We start from the raw sequence: 21775 nt of genomic DNA, 5'->3' as shown, positions 1-21775 counted from the left end.
CCCAGGATGAGGGCCCGGCGGCGGCCGAGCAGGGCCCGGTAGGTGAGTCGGGCGACTGTGGGGTCGTACATCTCTTGGCCTCCTACGCCGCGACGCGGCCTCACCACCCTTCGGTGTTTCTTTACGATGCGGGCATGAAGGAACTGTCGGCACAAGCCCGTTGGGAGCAGCGCACTCAACGGCCCCTGCTGGCGCTCGCGGTGGGGTTCGCCATTGCCTACGCCGTGCCGATCGTGGACAAGACCGCCGGGCACTCGCTGACGACGGTGTGCACGGCGGTCGAGTGGGTGGTGTGGGGCGCGTTCGCCGGGGACTACCTGGTGCGGCTGGCGATGAGTGAGCAGCGCAAACAGTTCGTACGGACGCACTGGCTGGACCTGTGTGCCGTACTGCTGCCGCTGCTCCAGCCGTTGCGGCTGCTGCGCATGGTGTCCACGCTGATGCTGGTGGGGCGGCGGGCCCGGATGGCCTCGCAGATCCAGCTGACGACCTATGTGGTGGGCGCCGTCGTCGGACTGTTGATGTTCGGGTCGCTGGCCGTGCTGTCGGTCGAGCGGGACTCCCCGAACGGGAACATCCGGACGTTGGGTGACGCCCTGTGGTGGTCGTTCACGACGATGACGACCGTGGGGTACGGGGACCACGCACCGACGACCGGCCTGGGGCGGATGGTCGCCGTCGGGTTGATGCTGTCCGGGATCGCGTTGCTCGGTGTGGTGACCGCGAACATCGCCACGTGGTTCCTCGCCCGGTTCGAGAAGGACGACGTGGAGGAGCGTCGGCAGACCGAGGCCATCGAGGCGCTGACCGAGGAGGTACGGGCGCTGCGCGCCGAGGTCGCGGCGCTGCGCGAGCCGTCCGCGCCGTTGCCGGAGCCGTCGGCCAAGTCGTGATCGGTGTTCCGCCGGAGGTCGTGGCGGGCTCCGTCAGAGGAACAGCCAGTAGATCGCCAGGAGCGTGTCGAGCGCGCCCAGCACCAGGGCCACCAGGGCCGGGACCGGGCGACTCCTGGTCCAGGTCCACGTGCGGCCCATCGCGAGCCAGCCGCAGACGATCGCCACCGGGCCGAGGATCAGGCCCAGTACGAAGAATCCGGCGATCGCGCAGACGACTCCGATGATTCCCAGCGTCGCGCGGTCCGGCCCGGTCCGTGACCTCATGCGGCCACGCGAGCGGGGGTACTTGCGCGTTCGGCTTCCGAAGCCCGCCATCGTCAACTCCCTCGGCCCCGGAGTCTGTTCGGGGCTCAGAGGTTCGGGTACCCCCGATGCGGCCGGTAATCGTCCCGGGCCTGCGGCGCGCTGTCCCCCTCCGGCAGCGCGCCGCGGTCCCGAGTCACCCCCTGCGGAGGGCTTGACCCACTGTGACCTGCGGCGCGTGCCGAACAGAAGGAATCTTTAGCCTCTTCACCCTGATAGGCGAAGTCCGTTGAAAACCCGTCGGAGAGGGTCCGCCGGACCCGCCCCGTCGGATCAGATGTGGCCCACGCCCGCGCCCGCCTCCGCGTTCGCACCGCGCTTGGTGAGGAAGGCGACGAAGACCGCCACCACCGCCACCCCGCACGCGACGAGGGAGGCGAGGCTCATGCCGGAGATGAACGTGTCGTGCGCGACGTCGGCGATCTTCGCGGCGATCGCCTCGGGCGTGCCCTTGGCGACCGGTGCCACGCCGACCTGGACGGCCTCGGAGGCCTGGTCCAGCTGGCTCGGGGTGAGCTCGGGGAGCCCGGCGCCCTTCCAGTTGGCGGCCAGGTCGCTGTCCACCTTGGACGCCATCACACCGCCGAGGACCGCCGTACCGAGGCTGCCGCCGATCTGCATCGCGGCCTGCTGGAGACCGCCGGCGACACCGGAGAGCTCCATCGGCGCGTTGCCGACGATGACCTCCGTGGCGCCGACCATGACCGGCGCGAGGCCGAGGCCCAGCAGGGCGAACCAGATGGACATCACGCCGCTGCCGGTGTCCGTCTCCAGCGTCGACATGCCGTACATGGCGATCGCGACGGACGCCATGCCGCCGGCCAGCGGGATGCGCGGGCCGAGCTTGGTGATCATCGCGCCCGCGAGCGGGGAGCCGACGATCATCATGCCGGTGAGGGGAAGCAGGTGCAGGCCCGCGTCGATCGGGCTCATGCCGTGCACGTTCTGGAGGTAGAAGGTCACGAAGAACAGGCCGCCCATGAAGGCGATGGCCATCAGGACCATCAGCACGACACCCGCGGACAGCGCCACCGAGCGGAACAGGCCCAGCGGGATCAGCGGCTCCTTGACCTTCGTCTCCCAGAAGGCGAACAGGGCGAAGCCCAGGACCGCCGCGGCCAGGAACGCCCAGGTCTTGCCGTCGCCCCAGCCCCACGCCGGGGCCTTGATCAGGGCCCAGACCAGGCAGAACATCGCGCCGGACAGCAGGCCGATGCCCAGGAGGTCGAAGGAGCGCGGCGCGTTCTCGGCGCGGTGGTCCAGCAGGATCACCAGGCCGAGGATCAGGGCGATGATGCCGACGGGCACGTTGATGAAGAACACCGACTGCCAGTTGACGTGCTCGACGAGGACGCCGCCGAGGATCGGGCCGCCCGCGGTGGAGGCGCCGATGACCATGCCCCAGATGCCGATCGCCATGTTCAGCTTCTCGGCCGGGAAGGTGGCGCGCAGCAGGCCGAGAGCGGCCGGCATCAGCAGCGCGCCGAACAGGCCCTGCAGCACGCGGAAGGTGACGACCGCGGCGATGCTGCTGGACAGGCCGATGGCGCCGGACGCGGCGGCGAAGCCGGTGACGCCGATCAGGAAGGTCTGGCGGTGCCCGAAGCGGTCGCCGAGCTTGCCGGCGGTGATCAGGGAGACCGCGAGGGCCAGGAAGTAGCCGTTGGTGATCCACTGGACGTCCGCGAAGCTCGCGCCCAGGTCCTTCTGGATGGCCGGGTTGGCGATGGCCACGATGGTGCCGTCCAGGGCCACCATCATGACCCCGACGGCGACCGTGACGAGGGTGAACCAGGGGTGGCCGCGCAGCCCGGCGCCCGGCGCCTTGTCCGACGGGGCCGTTGGTGCCTTGTCCCCCGACCCCGCCGTCTCGATGGTGGTCTGACTAGTCATACCGCGAGGCTAATGACAGCCGCTGACAATTGACAAACCAATTCACAAGTCGGTAACTGACGCATATGGAAACACTGCGCGAACGCAAGAAACAGCGCACCCGGGACGAGCTGCTGCGCGCCGCCGTCGAGCTGTTCACCACCCGCGGCTACGAGCGGACCACCGTCGACGACATCGCCGCCGCCGTCGACGTCTCCCAGCGCACCTTCTTCCGCTACTTCGCCGGCAAGGACGAGGCCGCGCTCGCGCTGCACGATCTGGTCACCGACCGGTTCATCCAGGCGGTGCGCGAGCGTCCCGCCCACGAGGCGCCGCTGGAGGCGCTGCGCCGGGCGGTGCTCGGGAACTGGGACGCCCTCAACGAGATCGTCGAGTCGGTCGTACCGCTGGAGAGCTTCCTGCGCATGTACCGGGTGATCGAGTCGACGCCGGTGCTGCTCGCCGCGCATCTGCGGCACAGCGAGGAGACCGAGGAGACCATCGCGCGCGTGCTCGCCGAGCGCGAGGGCCTCGACGTGGACGCCGATCCGCGGCCGCGGCTGGCCGTGGCCGTCTTCGGCGGGGTGATGCGGGTCGCGGAGCGGCAGTGGACCCGGCGCGAGGACCTCGGTCTGGCGGCGATGCGCGAGCTGACGGACACCTACCTCGAACAGGTGGGCCCCGCACTCACGGACAGCTGGCGAACACACTGAGGAACCTTCGGAACCATTGAGGTCAACGCCACGTTTATCGAAACGTGATCTCGGTCACTCGGCTCACGCGAGACCGTCCCGTTCTCCTAGTGTGTCCTCCCAGTGACTTCCTTCGACACCTCCCCGCAACTGAACGTCTGGCGCGCACTGCTCGCGCTGGCCGTCGTCTTCGTGATGCTGGCGACCACGGGCTGGACGGCCCTGCGCAGCCACCACGACAAGACTCCGCTCCAGGCCTCCCGCTCCTCCTGGGAGCACGGCCGCCTGTACGGACACCGGCTCCCGGACCCGGACGCGGCCCCCGCCGTGCTCTCCCGGTTCTTCGCCTCGCTCACCGTGCAGCAGCGCACCGACCTCGCCCGCCGCTATCCCCTCGCGGTCGGCAACATGAACGGCGCCCCCGTCGCCCTGCGCTACCGGGCCAACCACCTCGCGCTCGCCAAGCAGCGCGGGGTGGAGGCCAAGCGCATGCACGACAGCCGCCTCTCGCCCTCCGGGCAGCACGAGGCCGGCCGCCGCATGCACCGCTACGAGGCGCTGATGCACGAGGGCCGGCACATCCTCGCCTTCGACCCCGAGGGCACCGGCCGGGTCGCCGAGGTCTTCGGCAACCTCCAGCACGCCGAGCGCGTCTCGGTCGTCGTCCCCGGCGTCGACACCGACCTGCTCACCTTCCAGAAGACCAACAAGCCGTACTCGGCACCGGTCGGCATGGCCAAGTCGCTCTACAACGCGGAGCAGGCGGCCGCCCCCTCGACGCGTACGGCCGTGATCGCCTGGGCCGACTACACCGCGCCCGCCGGACTCGGCATCGACTCGGCGACCGCGATGCGCGCCGAGGACGGCGCCGTCCGGCTGAACGCCCTGGTCCGCGCCCTGCCCGGCAAGGCACCGGTCTCCCTGTTCTGCCACAGCTACGGCTCCGTGGTGTGCGGGGTCGCCGCGCACACTCTGCCGCGCCGGGTGACCGACATAGCGGTGGCCGGCAGCCCCGGCATGCGCACCGAGAAGGCCTCCCATCTGCACACCTCCGCACAGGTGTGGTCGATGCGGGACGCCACCGACTGGATCCAGGACGTGCCCTACCTGGAGCTCGGCGGGCTCGGCCACGGCGCCGACCCGGTCTCCTCTGCCTTCGGGGCACGGGTGTTGTCGGCACAGGGCGCGAAGGGACACGGCGGCTATTTCGAGCCGGACACCGAGAGCCTCCTCAACTTCGCCGAGATCGGCGTCGGCGCGTACGGCTCGGTGCGGTGCGCGCGTGACAACGACGCGTGTCTCGCCGGTTTGTCCGGCGCGGCGACGACCGGACGCGCGTAGAGGCGCAGGAACTGCGGTCTGCGCGAGATGGCGACGAAGAAGCGGTCCGCGCATACGATGAGCCGCATGGGTGACGTACTGGCCGGATTTCACGCTGCCTGGGAGTTCGAGTCCGACTCCGTGCTCATCCGCTACGAACGCGGGATTCGGACACCCAAGCTCTTTCAGGCGCTGGGGGAACGGAGTGTCCCGCTGGACGCGATAGCCGGGGTGACGCTGACGCCCGGCAAGCGCGGCACGGTGGTCCTGCGGATCGTTCCGCGGGTCGGGGCGGATCCTCTGGTCGAGGCGGCGGCGGGGCAGCTGAAGGAAGCGTGCGATCCGTATCGGCTGGTGCTGTCCGCCGAGCGCGAGACGCTCGCGGAGTACTACGCGGATGAGTTGCGGGCGCGGCTGAGCGGGGACGACGAGCCCGCGGAGCGGTTCCTGGTGGCCGCTCCTGAAGCACCTCGGGCGTTCAAGGCGTACGACGCGAAGGCGTCCTTCGACGGGAAGACCGTGCACTTCCGGTGGTTCTGGACGGGGGCGTCGTCCACGAAGTGGAAGGCCGGGGACCAGAGTTTCGCGGTGACCGAGCTGAGTGGTGTCGAGTGGCGGTCGCCCGAGGTGTTCGAGGGGCATCTGCGGTTGCTGCGGCGGGATGTGGGCGCGCAGCCGGCGCAGGCGGATCAGGATCCGGCGGCGGTGGTGTTCGGGCTGGGATATGGGCCCGTGCACGAGTCACTGCCGTTCGCTGCGGCGGTGTTGGCGGCGGTTCGGGATCGGGGGCCGGTTGCGGCTGTGTCGGCCGGGGCGCCGAGGCGCGATCCGGCCGACATCGCCGAGAGGATCCGTCATCTGGGGGAGCTGCATCAGGCCGGGTTGGTCACTGATGAGGAGTTCTCCGTGAAGAAGGCGGAGTTGTTGGCTGAGTTGTGAGGTGCGATTTCGGGTGCGGGTTGTGGTGGGTTGCTCGCGCAGTTCCCCGCGCCCCTAGGTGTCTCTACTCGCGGCCTGCTGATGAGAACCGCATGTCTGCGTAGCGGTCTCCCGCCACCTTTGACGCGATCGGTTCCAGAGCCGCCAGTTCCTCGTCCGTCAGGACGATGGCCGTTGCTCCGGCGTTTTCCTCCACCCGTCCCGGCTTGCGCGTGCCCGGGATCGGGACGACCGGCAAGTTGTGGACCGTTGCCTGTTGTTGGGCCCAGGCCAGGGCGATCTGGCCGAGGGAGGCGTCGTGGGCCGCGGCGATCGTGCGGATGGGGTCCAGGAGGGCCGCGTTGGCCGCCGCGTTCTCGCCGGTGTAGCGAGGCTGCTGGCGGCGGAAGTCGTCGGAGGTGAGTTCCTTGTCGGCGTTGGTGAAGGAGCCGGTGAGGAAGCCGCGTCCGAGCGGGGAGTACGGGACGAGGGCCACGCCCAGTTCCCGCGCCGCCGGCACCACGTTGGGCTCGATGTCCCGGCTGAACAGGGACCACTCGGACTGGACGGCCGCGATCGGGTGGATCGCGTGCGCCGCGCGCAGTTCCGCCGCCGTGACCTCGCTCAGGCCCAGGTGCTTGACCTTGCCCTGGCGGACCAGCTCGGCCATGGCACCGACGGACTCCTCGATCGGTACGTTCACATCGCGCCGGTGCATGTAGTAGAGGTCGATCTCGTCGACGTCCAGGCGCTTGAGGCTCGCCTCGACGGCCTGGCGGATGTAGGGCGGGTCGTTGCGGATGACCCGGCGCGTGGGCTCGCCCGCCGGGATCGACAGGGCGAACTTGGTCGCGATGACGACCTGGTCGCGGTTGGCCTTGAAGAACGGGGACAGGAAGCGCTCGTTCTCGCCCTGGCCGTACGCGTCCGCCGTGTCGTACAGGGTGATCCCCAGTTCGAGGGCGCGCTCCAGGGTGGCGCGGGACTCCTGCGCGTCCGAGGGGCCGTAGGCGAAGCTCATGCCCATGCAGCCCAGGCCCTGGACGCCGACCTCCGGACCGGTGGCGCCGAGTCGTACGGTCGGGATCCTGCCGTTCGTCATCGCACTTTCTCCGCCTCGTAGGCACGGGCGCCGTCGGCGTCCGCGTAGAAACTGATCTTCCGGTCGAGCACCGCGAGCGTGTCCTGGAGCTCGGCGATCCGGGCCAGGACGTCCCGGCGGGTCGCTTCGAGGAGCTCGAAACGGTCGCCGAAGGTGTGGTCGCCCTCGCGCACGAGTTCCGCGTACCGGACCATGTCGGCGACCGGCATGCCGGTGAGCCGCAGCTTGCCGACGAGGTCGAGCCAGTCGAGGTCGCGGTTGCTGTAGCGGCGCTGGCCGGTGTGGGAGCGGTCGACGTGCGGCATGAGCCCGATGCGCTCGTACCAGCGCAGGGTGTGCGCGGTCAGGCCGGTGAACGCGACGACCTCGCTGATCGTGTAGCTGTCCTCGCCCTCGGGGCGCCGGTGCGGGTGGGGCGGGGCGCCGCAGAGGTCGGTCCTGGTGGGGGTGGTCTCCATCACCGTCATGCGCTCAACGCTATGGCCTTGGAGTGCACTCCAAGCAAGCGGAACAGGTAATAAATCGGCAGGACGGGGTGGCGGGGCGATCGCTAGCGTACGGGCATGAGTCTCGTACGTCGTGCGGTGCCCGAGGATGCGCCGGAAGTGCTGCGGCTGCGGCAAGTGATGATCGACGCCCTGCCGGGGTCGGACGGGTCGACGGAGTGGCATGCCGAGTCGCTGCCGACTCTGCGGGCGAAGCTGGGTGAGCGGGACGGGGACTTCGCCGCGTTCGTCGTGGATCACCCCGAGCGGCCCGAGGGGCTGGCCGCGCTGGTGGTCGGCACCGTCGACTACCGGATCGGGAAGTCCGGGGATCCGCGCGGGGCGGTCGGTTTCGTCTTCAGCGTGGCTACCGATCCGGACGCGCGGCGCCGCGGGTACGCGCGTGCGTGCATGGAGGAGCTGCTGGCGTGGTTCCGCGAGCGGGGTGCCGCCCGGGTCCATCTGACCGCGTCGCCGCAGGCCGAGCCGCTGTACGCCTCCCTCGGCTTCCGGCCCAAGCCGGACCCCTTGCTGGAGCTGCACCTGTGAGCGCATAGGCTCGGCGGCATGTCGCTGAAGAGCCTCGCGCTGATCGAGAACTGGCCGGTTCCCACCGCCGCGGCGGGCGCCGTGCGCGCGGACGGCACGCTCCTGGGCACGCACGGCCCGGCGGACCACCGCTTCCCACTGGCCTCGGTCACCAAGCCGCTCACGGCGTACGCCGCCCTCGTCGCGTACGAGGAGGGGGCGATCGATCTCGACGAGCCGGCCGGTCCGCCCGGGTCGACGGTCCGGCATCTGCTCGCGCACACCTCGGGCCTCGCCTTCGACGAACACCGCGTGACGGCGCCGCCCGGTGAGCGGCGGCTGTACTCCAACGCCGGTTTCGAGCAGCTCGGCGAGCACATCGCCGCGGCGACGGAGATTCCCTTCGGGGACTATCTCCACCAGGCGGTGCTTGAGCCGCTCGGCATGACCGCGACCGTCCTCGACGGCTCCCCCGCCAAGGACGGTGTCTCGACGGTGGAGGACCTGCTCCGGTTCGCCGCCGAGGTCCAGGTCCCGCGTCTGCTCGACCCGCGCACGGTCGCCGAGGCGATGACGGTCCAGTACCCGGGCACCAAGGGCGTCCTGCCGGGCTACGGCCACCAGAACCCCAACGACTGGGGCCTCGGCTTCGAGATCCGCGACTCCAAGTCCCCGCACTGGACGGGCGGTTCGTCCTCGCCGCGCACCTTCGGCCACTTCGGCCAGTCGGGTACGTTCCTGTGGCTCGACCCGGACGCGGGCGCGGCCTGCGTCGCCCTGGCCGACCGGGCGTTCGGCCCGTGGGCGGTCGAGGCGTGGCCGGTGTTCACGGACGCGGTGCTGGCCGAACTGGCCTGATCGTCCGCCGGTAAATGATCTTGAATATCCGCTGAACCGTATCGGAAAGCATTCCGTTGTGACGCCTGTGACGACCTTTCCGCACACCACTCCCTGAGCCTCCCGAAAAGCCGCCGCCAACGGTGACGGCCGGCTGCCCGGAACATGGTCGGGTCCTGCGCGGAATTTGTCGCACGTCATTTTCTGTCTCGTGATCGAGAAGGGAATTCGGCATGCCCACGAACAGGCTTACGGTAATCGGGGACAGTTTTGTGGAGGGCTGGGGCGACCCGGCGGCGGACGGCGGTTTCCACGGCTGGGCGGCGCGCCTGGCCGACCTGCTCGACCTGCCCCCGGGCAGTGTGCGCAACCTGGGCCAGTACGGCTCCACCACGCAGCGGGTGGTGAACCGCCAGCTGCCTCGCGCGCTGGCCGGCAAGGCGCCCATCATCGGGGTCGTGGTCGGCGTGAACGACCTGCTGGGCGACTACGACGCCCGGCGCTACCGGCGCAACATGCGCACCATCCTGGAGTCGCTCGCCGGTGCGGACACCACCGTACTGACCGCCAACTACCCGGACTTCCTGCGGGACCAGCCGTCACCGGCCGTTTCCCACCAGGCCATGTACGACCGCTTCGAGGAGGGCAACGCGGTCGTCGAGGAGCTCGCCGCGAGCACCGGCGCGATCCTGGTCGACGTGCGGCGGCCCAGGAAGTGGCGCGAGGCCGCGATGTGGGCCGACGACAACCTGCACCCCGGCCCCCTCGGCCACCAGGTCTTCGCCGAGGACGCGGCGGCCGGTCTGCTGGCCGGCACCGTCGGGGTCGTGGCCGCATGAGCGACCGAAGGCTGGCCCGTAATCCGATCGCGATCGTGGGAATGTCCGGTCTTTTCCCGATGGCGCGCAATCACCGTGAATACTGGCAGAACATTGTCGACGGAACGGACTGCACCGAAGAGGTCCCGCTTTCCCGGTGGAATCCGGACGATTACTACGACGCCGACCCCGACGCCCCTGACAAGACCTATTCCAGGCGCGGGGCGTTCCTGTCCGACGTGGAATTCGACCCGCTGGAATTCGGGCTGCCGCCCCAGCAGATCGAGGTCACCAGCACCATGCAGGTGCTGAGCCTCGGGGTCGCCCGCGATCTGCTGAAGGACGCCGGGGCGACCGGCTCGGACTGGTACGACCCCGCCAGGACCGGTGTCGTGCTCGGCACCACCGGACCGGTTCCGCTGGTGCATCCGCTCTCGGCCCGGCTCTCCACCCCGGTGCTCAAGGAAGTGGTGCGCAGCTGCGGGCTGTCGGCCCAGGACGCCGACGACATCGCGGACAAGTACGTGAAGGCGTACGCGCCGTGGCAGGAGAACGCCTTCCCCGGTCTGCTCGCCAACGTGATCTCGGGGCGGGTGGCCAACCGGCTCGGCCTGGGCGGTATGAACTGCACGGTGGACGCGGCCTGCGCGGCCTCGCTGTCCGCGATCCGGCTGGCGGTGGCCGAACTGGTCGACGGACGCGCCGAGATGATGATCACCGGCGGGGTCGACACCGACAGCTCCGTCTTCATGTACATGTGCTTCTCCAAGGTCGGGGCGCTGTCCCGCAGCGGCACCATCAGCCCCTTCTCCGACGCGGCCGACGGGACCCTGCTGGGCGAGGGCATCGGCATGGTCGCGCTGAAGCGGCTGGCGGACGCCGTGCGGGACGGCAACCGGATCTACGCGGTGATCCGCGGCATCGGCTCCTCCAGCGACGGCCGGGCGAAGAGCATCTACGCGCCCCGGGCGGAAGGCCAACGGGTCGCACTGGAGCGGGCCTACGCCGACGCCGACTGCTCGCCCGCGTCGGTCGAGCTGTTCGAGGCGCACGCCACCGGCACCGTGGTCGGCGACCGCACCGAGCTCTCCGCCCTGGGCGACCTGCTCCGCGACGCGTCGAAGGAGCGGCACTTCGCGGCCCTGGGCAGCGTCAAGTCGCAGATCGGGCACACCAAGGCCGCGGCCGGCACGGCGGGTCTGATGAAGGTCGCGCTGGCCCTGCACCACAAGGTGCTGCCCGGCACGATCCACGTCGACGAGCCCAACAGCAGCGTCGACTTCACCGACGCGCCGTTCTACGTGAACGGGAAGACCCGGCCGTGGATCCGCGACCCGCACCGCCCCGTCCGCCGGGCAGGCGTGTCGGCCATGGGGTTCGGCGGCACCAACTTCCACCTCGTACTGGAGGAACACGAGAGCGAGGAACACGGGAGCGGCGAGCACGGAAGTTGGGAGAAGGGAAGCGGGCAGCACGGGCCCCGGCAGCCGGTCCGGAGGACTCCGCACCGCACCGCGACGGCGTACCTGTGGCACGCACCGGACGCGGACCGGCTGCTCGACCTGCTGCGTGCCGGGCAGCCGCCGTCCGACGGCGACGCCGTCCCCGCCGACCACGCGCGACTCGGTTTCGCCGCCGGTGACGAGGAGAGCGCCGAGGCCCTGCGCGAGCTGGCCGTGCGCCAACTCGCCGACGACAAGGACGCCGAGGAGTGGTCGCATCCCCGGGGTGTGTTCTTCCGGCGGCGGGCGATGGAGGACCTCCGGGTCGGCGCGCTGTTCGCCGGTCAGGGCAGCCAGTACCTGGACATGGGCCTCGAAGCCGTCCTCAACAACCCGGTGGTGGCAGGGGCGTTCGACGACGCCAACGCGTTCACCGCCGGGGCCGACGTCCGGCTGGCGCGGGCGGTCTTCCCGCCGCCGGTCTTCGCCGCCGAACTCCGCCAGGGTCAGGAGGCGACCCTGCGCCGCACCGAGTACGCCCAGCCGGCCATCGGCGCCCTGTCGGTCGGCCAGTTCCGCTGCCTCACCGAACTCGGCCTGTCCTGCTCGGCGTTCGCGGGGCACAGCTTCGGTGAGCTGACCGCGCTGTGGGCGGCCGGCGCGCTGAGCGACGCGGACTACTTCACGCTGGCCGTCGCCCGCGGCCGGGCGATGGCACCGGCGCCGGACGCCGACGCGGGCACGATGGCCGCCGTACAGGCCACCCGCGAGCGGGTCGAGGCGGTTCTCGCCGACCACCCGGACGTGGTGGTCTGCAACCACAACGCCCCCGAGCAGGTGGTGATCGGCGGCGGGACGGAGCAGGTCGGGCGGGCGTTGGAGGCGTTCGGCGAACAGCACATCAAGACGCAGCCGCTGCCGGTCGCCGCCGCCTTCCACACCCGCCATGTCGCCCACGCGGTGGAGGAGTTCCGGCCCGCCGTGGAGGCGGCCCGCATCGAGCTGCGGGACGCGCCGGTGTACGCGAACTCGCCCTGGGCCGCCTACGGAACCGACGCCGACGCGAACGCGAGCACCCTGCTGCGGCAGTTGCTCGAACCGGTGGAGTTCGTCGCGGCCCTCAAGGCGATGCGCGCGGACGGGGTCACCGTGTTCGTCGAGTTCGGCCCCAAGCGGGTGCTGACCCAGTTCGTCCGGCAGACGCTCGGCGCGGACGTACGGGCGATCGCCACGGACGCCGGTCCGCTCGGCGACAGCGATCTGGCGCTGAAGAAGGCCGCCGTCCAACTGGCCGTGCTCGGCGCCCCGTTGTCCCGCATCAACCGCCACGCCCTCCCGGCGGCGGAACCCGCCCCGGCCGGCCGGATGACCGTCCCGCTCTCGGGCGCCCAGTACGTGTCGCCGGAGCGGCAGGACGACTACCGGTCGGCCCTGGACGACGGCCGCCGCGTGGGCCCGGCGGCGGTGGAGCAAGTGACCTCGGACCGGGCGGCGGCGATCGCCGCTCCCCTCGTAGCAGTGGAGGACTTCGTGCACAGCCCAGTGGAACAGCACCTCGCCCTGCACGGCCGGTACCTGGAGAACCAGTTGCAGGTGGCCACCGAGGTGGCCGGTGCGCTCAAGCAGCCCATGGACGCGGGCCGTTCGGAGGCGCTCGACGCGATCGCCCGGCAGAGCGCGGCCATCGGACAGGCGCACTCCCGCGCCACGGAGGTCCTCGCCACGCTGGCCGAGCTGGAGGCCGGGCTGCCCACCGACGTGCAGCCCTCGGCGCAGACCGCGGCACCGGCCTCGACGTACGTCTCGTCACCGTCCCTGTTCGCGTCCCCGTCACCGGACCCGGTCCTGGCCCCGGCCCCGGACCTGGTATTGGCACCGGCCCTGGACCCGGACCCGGTATCGGCACCGGTCCTGGCACCCGCTCCGGCGCCCGCGCCGACGACACCGGCGCCCCCGCCCGAGAGCGCGCAAAGCACCGACGTACAAGCCGTGTTGATCGAGGTGATCGCCCAGAAGACCGGTTACCCGGTCGGCATGGTCGACCCCACGATGGACCTGGAGATGGAGCTGGGCGTCGACTCGATCAAGCGGGTCCAGGTGCTGGCCGCCCTCCAGACGCGGTTGCCCGGGCTGCCGGCCGTCGAGCCCAGGCAGATGGGCGAGTTGCGCACGGTGGACCAGATCGCCGCCCACCTGAACGGGGTCGAGGCGGGTGGTGCCGCCCCAAAAGCGCCTGAGGCCGCGGCGGGTACGCCCCGGCACGTCGTCGAGCTCGTCGGACTGCCCGCGGTGGACGTGATCGAGCGGCCCTATCCCGCGGAGCCGGTCGCCGTGCTCCTCGGTGACCTCGACGCCGACGGGGAGGCGCTCGCCGCCGAACTGTCGGCCCGGGGATGGACGGTCCACCGGGCCGAACTGCGGTCCGGCGGCGCCGACTTCGAGGCACGACCGGACGCCCGGGTGGATCTGCGTGTCCTCTTCCTCGACGCGCGGGACGACTGGGACGCCATGCGCAGTCTGCTCGTGGACACGGTCATGGCCGCCGGGCGCGCCGCCTCCGCACGGCCCCCGGAGGGCGCGCGGGCGGGCTTCGTCACGGTCACCCGGCTCGACGGCGGGCTCGGACTGCACGGCCGGCGCGGTCCGGTGGCGTCCCTGGCCGGTGGCGTCGGCGGTGTGGTCAAGACGCTGGGCGAGGAGCAGCCGGGGCTGTTCTGCCGCGCGCTCGACATCGACCCCGGTCTGCCGCGGGAGGACTTCGTCACCGCGGTGCTCGCGGAGATCCGCGACGCGGCGGTGGACACCCGCGAAGTGGGCGTCGACGCCGCCGGCGGACGCTGGACCGTGGCGCCGGACGGATACCGGCCGGCCCGTGACGTGTCCGACGTGGACACCCGATCGGCCGTCGTACCGGTCGGGTTGACCGACAAGGACGTGCTCGCGGTCACCGGCGGGGCGCGCGGGGTGACCGCGGCCTGCGTCCGGGCGCTCGCCGAACAGACCGACGCGCGCTTCGTGTTGATCTGCCGCACCGAGCTGACCCCGGAGCCCGACTGGGCGTCGGGACTCACCGACGCGGACGCCCTGAGGCCGGCGGCGATCACCGCGCTCTCGGCCGAGGGCGGACGGCCCGGTCCCCGCGAGGTGCGGCGGGCCGTCGCGCTCGTGCTCGCGCAGCGGGAGATCAGGCGGACGCTGGCCGACCTGGGCGACCGCTGCGACTACCTCGCCGTCGACATCGCCGACGCGGACGCGGTCCGCGCGAAGCTGGCCGCGTACTCGGGCCGGATCACCGGTCTGGTGCACGGTGCCGGCGCGCTCGCCGACGCCCTGCTGCCCGACAAGACCCCCGAACAGATCGAGCGCGTCCTGCGTCCCAAGCTCGACGGGCTGCGCAACGTCCTGGCCGCCCTGGACGCCCCGGCCCTTCGCCACCTGGTGCTGTTCACCTCCGTGGCGGGGCTGTTGGGCAACCCCGGGCAGGCGGACTACGCCGCCGCCAACGAGGCGCTGTGCCGGTTCGCGGCCGGCTGGAAGCACGACCACCCGGATGCGCATGTGACGGCGATCGACTGGACCGCGTGGAACGGCGGCATGGTCACCCCCGAACTGCGCGAACTCTTCCACGACAGGGGCGTCCCGCTGCTCGACACGGCGGTCGGTGCCCGGGCCCTGGTCGAGCAGTTCACCGCGGCCCGCTCCGCCGACCTGCGCGTGCTCATCGGGGAGAACGTCCCCCTCGGCGGCCGCAAGCCGGCGCCGGTACCGGCCTTCGTCGCCCACCGCGACATCACGGGCCTCGCCGCGGACCCGGTCGTCCGGGCGCACCGGATCGGCGACCATCCCGTGCTGCCGGCCACGTTCGGCCTGGGCTGGCTGGTCAACGTGGTGGAGCGCGGATACGGCGGCGACCTGTACGTGGTGGGCGCCACGGACTTCCAGGTGCACAAGGGGATCGTCTTCGACGGCGCCGGTCACGGCCGGCACAGCGTCGAGGTCGACGCGGCCCTCCCCCAGGGCGATCTGCTGCACGTCCGGGCCACCGTGTGGGGCGAGACCGGCGAGGGCCGGCGCGTCCCGCACTACGGCGTCACCCTGGTGCTGGCACCCGAACCCGAGGCACCGCCGCGGATCGACCTGCCCCGCTGGACGCAGGAACCGCGCGACGCGCTGGCGGTGTACGAGACGGCCACCATGTTCCACGGACCCGCACTCCAGGGCATGCGCACGGTGGTGGACCGCTCCCCGGCCCGGCTCGCGGTGCTGTGCCGGCTGCCGGACGCGGAGGTGGCCGGCGGCGCCTACGCGGGGCGGTCGCACAGCCCCGTACTCGCCGATCTGCTGCTCCAGAGCGCGTGTGTGCTGGGGCAGGACCTCATGGGCAGCCCGTCGCTGCCGCTGGGCATCGGCCGGGTGGAGTGGTTCGCCCCGCTGCCCGACGACGAGCCGTTCCTGGTGATCGCGGACCAGGCGGCCGTGTCGGACAGCACGGTCACGGTGTCCGCCGCGGCCGTCGACCTGGCGGGCGACGTGCTGTGCCGCTTCAGCGGGATCACGGCGGTGTCGACCGACGACCTGGCCGCCAAGTTCCGTGCCTCGACGCGCCATTGGCTCGCGGAGGCACCCCGGCTCCAGGAAACGGAGATCTCATGACCGCCGTCCTCGAATTCGTCGGGGAACCCTTCGACGGGGTCGCCCCGCCCCGCCCCGCCCGGCCGGCCCTGGCCCCGCTGCGGGACGCGCTCGTGGCCGCCCACGGCAGCGCCCTGGACGCACAGACGCGCATGCAGCGACTGGCCCTCGGCAGCCGGACCCGCAGCCAAGTCCGGCCTCCTGCAAAGGACTTCGGCACCCGGCCGGTCGTAGCGGACTTCGGCGTCCACGCTGCCGTCGAGGACTTCGGTCCGACCCCGCCCGCCGGTGCCATGACCTCGTTCAAACCGCTCGTCCGCAGCACGGTCTCCCGGCTCGGCCCGGCGGACCTGGCCCGGCTCGCCGCGGGCGATGTCGCCGGGGTGTTCGGCGCCCCCTACGACGACGAGGAGGGCAACCCCGCGCTCCGGCTCGCGGCGGGCGAGGCGCCGGCGCTGGCCTCGGTCGGCGCACTGCGCCAACGCGCCGACGGGCGGGGCCGGTTGCTCGCCCGCCGGATGCCGGGGGCCGATCCGGTGGCGGCCACGGTGCAGGCGGCCCAGGTCTTCGCCCTCTACACGGGCCTGCACCTGTGCCTGGCGGACGCCGCCTTCGTACGGATCGAGGAGGAGCGCACCCGGATCGAACCGGCGGCGGGCGCCGGGCCGGGCGACCGCGACCACCGTGCCGACCCCGACGCCATGACCGTCGAGGTCGAGACGATCGACCTGATCCCCCGCCCGTGGCTGCGGGTCAGCGCCCGGATCGGCGACACCCGGGTGAGCCGGGTCGCGGTGGCCCTGCGGGAGCGGCCGGGTGTGCCGGTCGGGCCCGCCCGCGGGGGTCTGCCGACCCGCTGGCTGGGCCGGCGCGGTGCGCACGGGGAACACGTGCTGCTCAACGAGTTCCACCTGACCCATCTCTCCCGAGGGGATCAAGGCATCGCGTTCGGGCCGGAGTTCGCCCACTACACCGGGCGCAGGGCGACCCGGCTGCCGTCCGGTGGCCTGATGCTCGTCGACCGGGTCGTGGCCGTCGAGGGCGAGCGCGGCACCCTCGACGGGGTCACCTTCGTCAGCGAGTACGACTCCCCCGCCGACGCCTGGTACTACGCCGACAGCGCCAACGCCTCCATGCCCAACTGCGTCTACGTGGAGACGTCGTTGCAGGCGGCCCTCATCGGCGGGTACTGGTTCGGCGCCACCCTGACCGACCCCGGGGCCGAGTCGAGCCTGCGCAACCTCGGCGGCACGGCCACCGTGCTGCGCGAGGTGGACCTGCGGGACGCCACGATCCGCCAGCGCTCCCGGCTGGAGTCCACCACGCCGGCGCCCGGCGCCACTCTCCAGAGCTTCCGCTACACGCTGTCCGCGGGCGGGGAGCCCTTCTACGAGGGCGAGACGATGTTCGGCTACTTCAGCGACGAGGTACTGGCCGACCAGAAGGGCCTCGACGGCGGCAGGACGGTGCCCACCTGGCTGGCGGAAGAGCGTCCCGGGACCGGCGTACGGACGGTCGACGTGGCCGCCCGGCGCGCCGCTCCCGGCGCGCGGCTGTGCTCCCGCGGCCCGCTGGCGCTCCTTGACGAGCTGACGGTCGTCGACGGGGGCGGCCGGTACGGCAAGGGGTATCTGCACGCGCGGCGGCCGATCGACCCCGCCGACCCGCTGTTCGACTGGCACTTCCCCATGGACCCGGTGATCCCCGGCTCCTTCGGCATGGAGGCGGTGATCCAGGCCCTGCAGGAGTGGGCGCTGGACAGCGGGTTCGCCGACGGGCTGCGCGACCCGGGGTTCGTCCTGCCGGTCGGCGTGCCCTTCCGCTGGAAGTACCGGGGGCAGTTCCTGCCCACCGACGAGACGTCCACCCTGGAGGTGCACGTGAAGCAGATCGAGACGAGAGCCGGACGGGTGCGCGTCACCGCGGACGCGAGCATGTGGAAACCGGGGCTGCGCGTCTACGAACTGACCGATGTCGCGGTCGAACTGCGGGAGAACGGCGCGCTGCCGTGGTGACCGCACCGGAGACCGCACCCGGCGTCGCGCACGGGACCGAGGACGTGCTGCGCGAACTGCTGAGGCTCGACCGGCCGTGCTTCGTCGTACGGGACGGCAGGGGCGTCGGCGTCACCACCGACCCCGCCACGGCCCGCCTGGCGGGGGTGCTGGCCTCGGTGCCGGCGCTGCCGCCGGAGTCGCTCGGGGACCCGGAGTTCCGTGCCGCGCACGGGGTGCGGGCGGCCTACATGGCCGGTGCCATGGCCAACGGCATCGCCTCGGCCGAGCTGGTGATCCGGCTGGCCGAGGCCGGCTACCTCGGCTCCTTCGGCGCGGCGGGGCTGCTGCCGGACCGGATCGACGAGGCTCTGGGGCGGATCCGCCGGGAGGTCCCGGGATCGGCGTTCGCCTGCAATCTGATCCACAGTCCGAGCGAGCCCGCCATGGAACAGGCCGTGGTACGCCTGCTGCTGCGCCACCGGGTCGGCCGCGTCGAGGCGTCCGCGTTCCTGGATCTGACCCCGCAGATCGTGCACTACCGGGCCGCGGGACTGTCCAGGGACGGCCAGGGCCGGATCGTCACCGAGCACCGGGTGATCGCCAAGGTGTCCCGGGCGGAGGTGGCCGAGAAGTTCCTGCGCCCGGCCCCCGAACCCCTGCTCCGGCAGCTGGTGGAGGCCGGTTCGATCACCCGGGAGCAGGCCGAGCTGGCCCTGCGGGTGCCGATGGCCGACGACATCACGGCGGAGGCGGACTCCGGCGGCCACACCGACCGCCGGCCCCTGACCGTGCTGCTGCCGGAGATCATCGCGCTGCGCGACCGCGTCCAGCGGGAGTCGGGCCACGCGCATCCGGTGCGGGTCGGTGCGGCCGGCGGTATCGGCACCCCGGCCGCCGCCGCGGCGGCCTTCGCGCTCGGGGCGGCGTACATCGTCACCGGATCGGTCAACCAGTCCTGTCTGGAAGCGGACCAGTCGCGGGCCGCGAAGGCCCTGCTGGCCTCGGCCGGCACGGCGGACTGTGTCATGGCGCCGTCGGCGGACATGTTCGAGATGGGCGTCGACGTCCAGGTGCTCAAGCGCGGCACCCTGTTCGCGGGCCGCGCCAAGCGGCTGTACGAGGTGTATCGCGCCCACGAGTCGATCGAGTCCCTCTCGGCCGGCGACCGGGCCGAACTGGAACAGCGGGTCTTCCAGCGGCCGTTGGCCGAGGTGTGGGAGGACTGCGTGCGCTTCTTCGGCGAGCGCGATCCCGAGCAGATCCGGCGCGCCGAGGAGAATCCGAAGCGCCGGATGGCCCTGGTGTTCCGGTGGTACCTCGGGCTCGCCTCGGGCTGGAGCATCAGGGAAGTGCCCGGCCGCGAGGCGGACTTCCAGATCTGGTGCGGTCCCGCCATGGGCGCGTTCAACGAATGGGTCGCGGCCGGCCACCTGGCCGCGCCCGGGGGCCGACGCGTGGCCGAGGTCGCCGCGCACCTCATGCGCGGTGCCGCGTTCGCCTCCCGGGTCGGCCAACTCCGGCTGTCCGGGGTGCGGTTGCCCGCCGAGTGCGGCCACTACAGACCGGCCCCGGCAGGCACATGACACTCCCGCGGTCGTCGCCCGGTGCGTTCACAGCCCGGGCGACGGCCGCGCCATCTCCCACACCAGCAGCTCGACAGGCGTCACCCCCGCCGCCTCGACCTCCTTGGCGTCCGTGATGCGGGCCGCGTCACCGGCCGCCAACTCCTCGCCGTCCAGCCGGACTTCACCGCGCACGACATGGACGTACACGAAGGCCCCGTCCGGGACGGCCGATCGCTCGCCCGCGCCCAGGCGCCGGACGTGCAGCATCGCGCCCGCCTCCGGGACCGCGTACGGCGTGGAGTCGGCGATGCCGTGGACGATCTCGTAGACCGGGTCGCCCCCCGGCCGCAGCGGGGCCAGCCACATCTGTACGAAGACCAGCCGTGCCGAACCGTCGTTGCGCTCCACGTGCCGTACGCCCGCTCCCGCGCTGAGGCGCTGGACGTCTCCGGGGCGGACGAGGGTCTCGTGGCCGGCGGAGTCCCGGTGCGTCAGTTCCCCCTCCACCACCCACGTCACGATCTCGGTATGGCTGTGCGGATGTTCGTCGAAGCCCGCGCCGGGGGCGAGCCGCTCCTCGTTGCAGGCGATGACCGCGCCGAACCGGAGGTTGTCGGGGTCATAGTGCGGTCCGAAGGAGAAGGCATGCCAGGACTCGACGCCGGCCGTCGGCTCACCCCCTGGATAGCGCTCGCCGGAGCGCCGTACGTCCATCACGTGGACCACCGTAGCCCTGGCGGGGGCGCCGGAGGCCCGGTCCGTCACCCGGCGACGCACGCCCCCGCCCCGATAAGGCAGTCTTGTCCCGTGCCCGAACCCGAAGCCAGCAAGCCCGGCGCCCCGGTGCCCGTCCATTCGCACTCCGCGACCCTGAGGCGACTGGAGAAGTCGTCCGGAAGTCTCGCCGCGCAGGCCATCGCGCGGATGGACGAGACGCTGCCGTGGTACCGGGCGATGCCACCGGAGAACCGTTCCTGGATCGGTCTGGTCGCCCAGGCGGGTATCGCCGCGTTCACCGAGTGGTTCCGGCGGCCCGACGCCCCGCAGGCCATCTCGACCGATGTGTTCGGGACCGCGCCCCGCGAGCTGACCCGGGCGATCACCCTGCGGCAGACGGTCGAGATGGTGCGGACCACCATCGAGGTCATGGAGTCCGCGATCGACGAGGTCGCGGCCCCCGGCGACGAGAGCGTGCTGCGCGAGGCGCTGCTCGTGTACGCCCGCGAGATCGCCTTCGCCACCGCCCAGGTCTACGCCCAGGCCGCCGAGGCACGCGGTGCCTGGGACGCGCGCCTGGAGTCCCTCGTGGTCAACGCGGTGCTCAGCGGGGAGGCCGACGAGGGTGCCGTCAGCCGGGCCGCCGCCCTCGGCTGGAACGCGCCCGAACACGTCTGCGTCGTCCTCGGGACCGCGCCCGACGGGGACTCCGAGCTGACCGTCGAGGCCATCCGGCGGGCCGCCCGCCACGCCAAGCTCCAGGTGCTCACCGGCGTGCTCGGCGACCGGCTCGTGGTGATCGCCGGCGGCAGCGACAATCCGATCGCCGTCGCCAAGTCGCTGATCGGGCCCTTCGCCGCGGGTCCCGTGGTCGCCGGGCCCGTCGTGCCCGACCTGCTTGCCGGAACCCGGTCCGCGCAGGCCGCGGCCGCCGGGCTCAAGGCGTGTTCCGCCTGGCAGGACGCCCCGCGGCCGGTGCTCGCGGACGATCTGCTGCCGGAGCGCGCGATGGCCGGGGATCCGGGCGCGCGCGAGCAGTTGGTGGAGGAGATCTACAGACCGCTGGAGGAAGCCGGGTCGGCGCTCCTGGAAACCCTCTCGGTCTATCTCGAACAGGCGAGCAGTCTCGAAGGCGCCGCCCGGATGCTCTTCGTGCACCCGAACACCGTGCGCTACCGGCTTCGACGTGTGACTGACGTCACCGGCTGGTCGCCGTCGGATGTACGGTCGGCGTTCACCTTGCGAATCGCGCTGATCCTGGGGCGTCTGGCCGATGGAGATCCCCAGACCTAGCCTTTTGTCGGGGCTCCACAAAACCGCCTCGTGTTCTTCGTCCCTGTCCCCACGGGCGGTCGTGGCCGTCCACAAGAGAGAGTGTGAGAGTGCTCGTACTCGTCGCTCCCGGCCAGGGCGCTCAGACGCCCGGCTTCCTGACTCCCTGGCTCGACCTCCCCGGTGCCGCCGACCGCGTCGCCGCGTGGTCGGACGCCATCGGCCTGGACCTCGCCCACTACGGCACTCAGGCCGACGCGGACGCGATCCGTGACACCGCCGTCGCCCAGCCGCTGCTGGTCGCCGCCGGGCTGCTGTCCGCCACCGCGCTCGGCGACATCACCCCGGGCGCGGTCGCGGGCCACTCCGTCGGCGAGAT

At 71.9% G+C, this 21775-nt stretch carries 16 protein-coding genes and 2 pseudogenes; 12 read left to right on the top strand and 6 right to left on the bottom strand.

Annotation, left to right across the window (positions count from 1 at the left end):
• Positions 1-71, bottom strand: a pseudogene (locus tag ACWDR3_RS39890) (ABC transporter permease); the annotation flags it as partial.
• A 63-nt stretch (positions 72-134) separates the two neighbouring features.
• Between ACWDR3_RS39890 and ACWDR3_RS39885 the strand changes: the two are divergent.
• Positions 135-893 carry a potassium channel family protein gene (locus ACWDR3_RS39885; protein ID WP_450357494.1) on the top strand — a complete coding sequence of 253 codons (759 nt, stop codon included), beginning with the start codon at positions 135-137 and terminating at the stop codon, positions 891-893.
• 33 nt (positions 894-926) lie between these two features.
• On the opposite strand, the gene ACWDR3_RS39880 is transcribed toward ACWDR3_RS39885, so the two are convergent.
• Together ACWDR3_RS39880 and ACWDR3_RS39875 are read right to left on the bottom strand one after the other, a co-directional pair.
• Positions 927-1211 carry a small hydrophobic protein gene (locus ACWDR3_RS39880; protein ID WP_450357493.1) on the bottom strand — a complete coding sequence of 95 codons (285 nt, stop codon included), beginning with the start codon at positions 1209-1211 and terminating at the stop codon, positions 927-929.
• A gap of 261 nt (positions 1212-1472) precedes the next feature.
• Positions 1473-2960: a DHA2 family efflux MFS transporter permease subunit gene (locus ACWDR3_RS39875; RefSeq protein ID WP_450357496.1), complete on the bottom strand. Its 1488-nt coding sequence runs from the start codon at positions 2958-2960 to the stop codon at positions 1473-1475.
• Between the two features lie 197 nt (positions 2961-3157).
• On the opposite strand from ACWDR3_RS39875, the gene ACWDR3_RS39870 reads away from it, so the two are divergent.
• The 3 genes from ACWDR3_RS39870 to ACWDR3_RS39860 all read left to right on the top strand — a co-directional run bounded on the left by ACWDR3_RS39870 (position 3158) and on the right by ACWDR3_RS39860 (position 6022).
• Positions 3158-3784, top strand: a complete 627-nt coding sequence (locus ACWDR3_RS39870) for a TetR family transcriptional regulator (RefSeq protein WP_450357492.1) — start codon at positions 3158-3160, stop codon at positions 3782-3784.
• Positions 3785-3886: 102 nt separating this feature from the next.
• Complete coding sequence (locus tag ACWDR3_RS39865) at positions 3887-5104, top strand: alpha/beta hydrolase (protein ID WP_450357491.1); 1218 nt, start codon at positions 3887-3889, stop codon at positions 5102-5104.
• A gap of 57 nt (positions 5105-5161) precedes the next feature.
• Complete coding sequence (locus ACWDR3_RS39860) at positions 5162-6022, top strand: DUF4429 domain-containing protein (RefSeq protein ID WP_450357495.1); 861 nt, start codon at positions 5162-5164, stop codon at positions 6020-6022.
• 64 nt (positions 6023-6086) lie between these two features.
• Here the strand turns inward: ACWDR3_RS39860 and ACWDR3_RS39855 are convergent, their stop codons facing one another.
• Together ACWDR3_RS39855 and ACWDR3_RS39850 are read right to left on the bottom strand one after the other, a co-directional pair.
• Positions 6087-7103 (bottom strand): aldo/keto reductase, encoded by a 1017-nt coding sequence (locus tag ACWDR3_RS39855; protein ID WP_450357490.1) that lies wholly within the window; start codon positions 7101-7103, stop codon positions 6087-6089.
• Complete coding sequence (locus ACWDR3_RS39850) at positions 7100-7570, bottom strand: MerR family transcriptional regulator (protein WP_450357489.1); 471 nt, start codon at positions 7568-7570, stop codon at positions 7100-7102. The genes ACWDR3_RS39855 and ACWDR3_RS39850 overlap by 4 nt, the downstream gene beginning before the upstream one ends.
• A gap of 96 nt (positions 7571-7666) precedes the next feature.
• Between ACWDR3_RS39850 and ACWDR3_RS39845 the strand changes: the two genes are divergently transcribed.
• The 6 genes from ACWDR3_RS39845 (at position 7667) to ACWDR3_RS39820 (ending at position 19425) form a co-directional block, all read left to right on the top strand.
• Positions 7667-8137 (top strand): GNAT family N-acetyltransferase, encoded by a 471-nt coding sequence (locus ACWDR3_RS39845; RefSeq protein WP_450357488.1) that lies wholly within the window; start codon positions 7667-7669, stop codon positions 8135-8137.
• A gap of 18 nt (positions 8138-8155) precedes the next feature.
• A complete protein-coding gene (locus tag ACWDR3_RS39840) occupies positions 8156-8974 on the top strand; it encodes a serine hydrolase domain-containing protein (protein WP_450357487.1) in 819 nt (272 codons plus the stop codon).
• 212 nt (positions 8975-9186) lie between these two features.
• Positions 9187-9792, top strand: a complete 606-nt coding sequence (locus ACWDR3_RS39835) for an SGNH/GDSL hydrolase family protein (protein ID WP_450357486.1) — start codon at positions 9187-9189, stop codon at positions 9790-9792.
• Positions 9789-15866: an SDR family NAD(P)-dependent oxidoreductase gene (locus ACWDR3_RS39830; RefSeq protein ID WP_450357485.1), complete on the top strand. Its 6078-nt coding sequence runs from the start codon at positions 9789-9791 to the stop codon at positions 15864-15866. Before ACWDR3_RS39835 ends, ACWDR3_RS39830 begins: the two co-directional genes overlap by 4 nt.
• A complete protein-coding gene (locus tag ACWDR3_RS39825) occupies positions 15863-17860 on the top strand; it encodes a beta-ketoacyl synthase (protein WP_450357484.1) in 1998 nt (665 codons plus the stop codon). The genes ACWDR3_RS39830 and ACWDR3_RS39825 overlap by 4 nt, the downstream gene beginning before the upstream one ends.
• Positions 17854-19425: a PfaD family polyunsaturated fatty acid/polyketide biosynthesis protein gene (locus ACWDR3_RS39820; RefSeq protein WP_450357483.1), complete on the top strand. Its 1572-nt coding sequence runs from the start codon at positions 17854-17856 to the stop codon at positions 19423-19425. Before ACWDR3_RS39825 ends, ACWDR3_RS39820 begins: the two co-directional genes overlap by 7 nt.
• 27 nt (positions 19426-19452) lie before the next feature.
• On the opposite strand, the gene ACWDR3_RS39815 is transcribed toward ACWDR3_RS39820, so the two are convergent.
• Entirely contained in the window at positions 19453-20124 is a 672-nt protein-coding gene (locus tag ACWDR3_RS39815; RefSeq protein ID WP_450357482.1) for a pirin family protein, read from the bottom strand.
• Between the two features lie 90 nt (positions 20125-20214).
• Here ACWDR3_RS39815 and fasR point away from each other — a divergent pair, with 90 nt between their 5' ends.
• Both fasR and ACWDR3_RS39805 read left to right on the top strand, forming a co-directional pair.
• Complete coding sequence (fasR, locus tag ACWDR3_RS39810; RefSeq protein WP_123999600.1) at positions 20215-21417, top strand: fatty acid biosynthesis transcriptional regulator FasR; 1203 nt, start codon at positions 20215-20217, stop codon at positions 21415-21417.
• Positions 21418-21506: 89 nt separating this feature from the next.
• Positions 21507-21775 (top strand): annotated as a pseudogene (locus ACWDR3_RS39805) (ACP S-malonyltransferase); the annotation flags it as partial.

The organism is Streptomyces sp. NPDC001002, assembly GCF_053599215.1.
The sequence above is the reverse complement of the archived record's forward strand: the minus strand, read 5'-3'. Positions and strand labels throughout refer to the sequence as shown.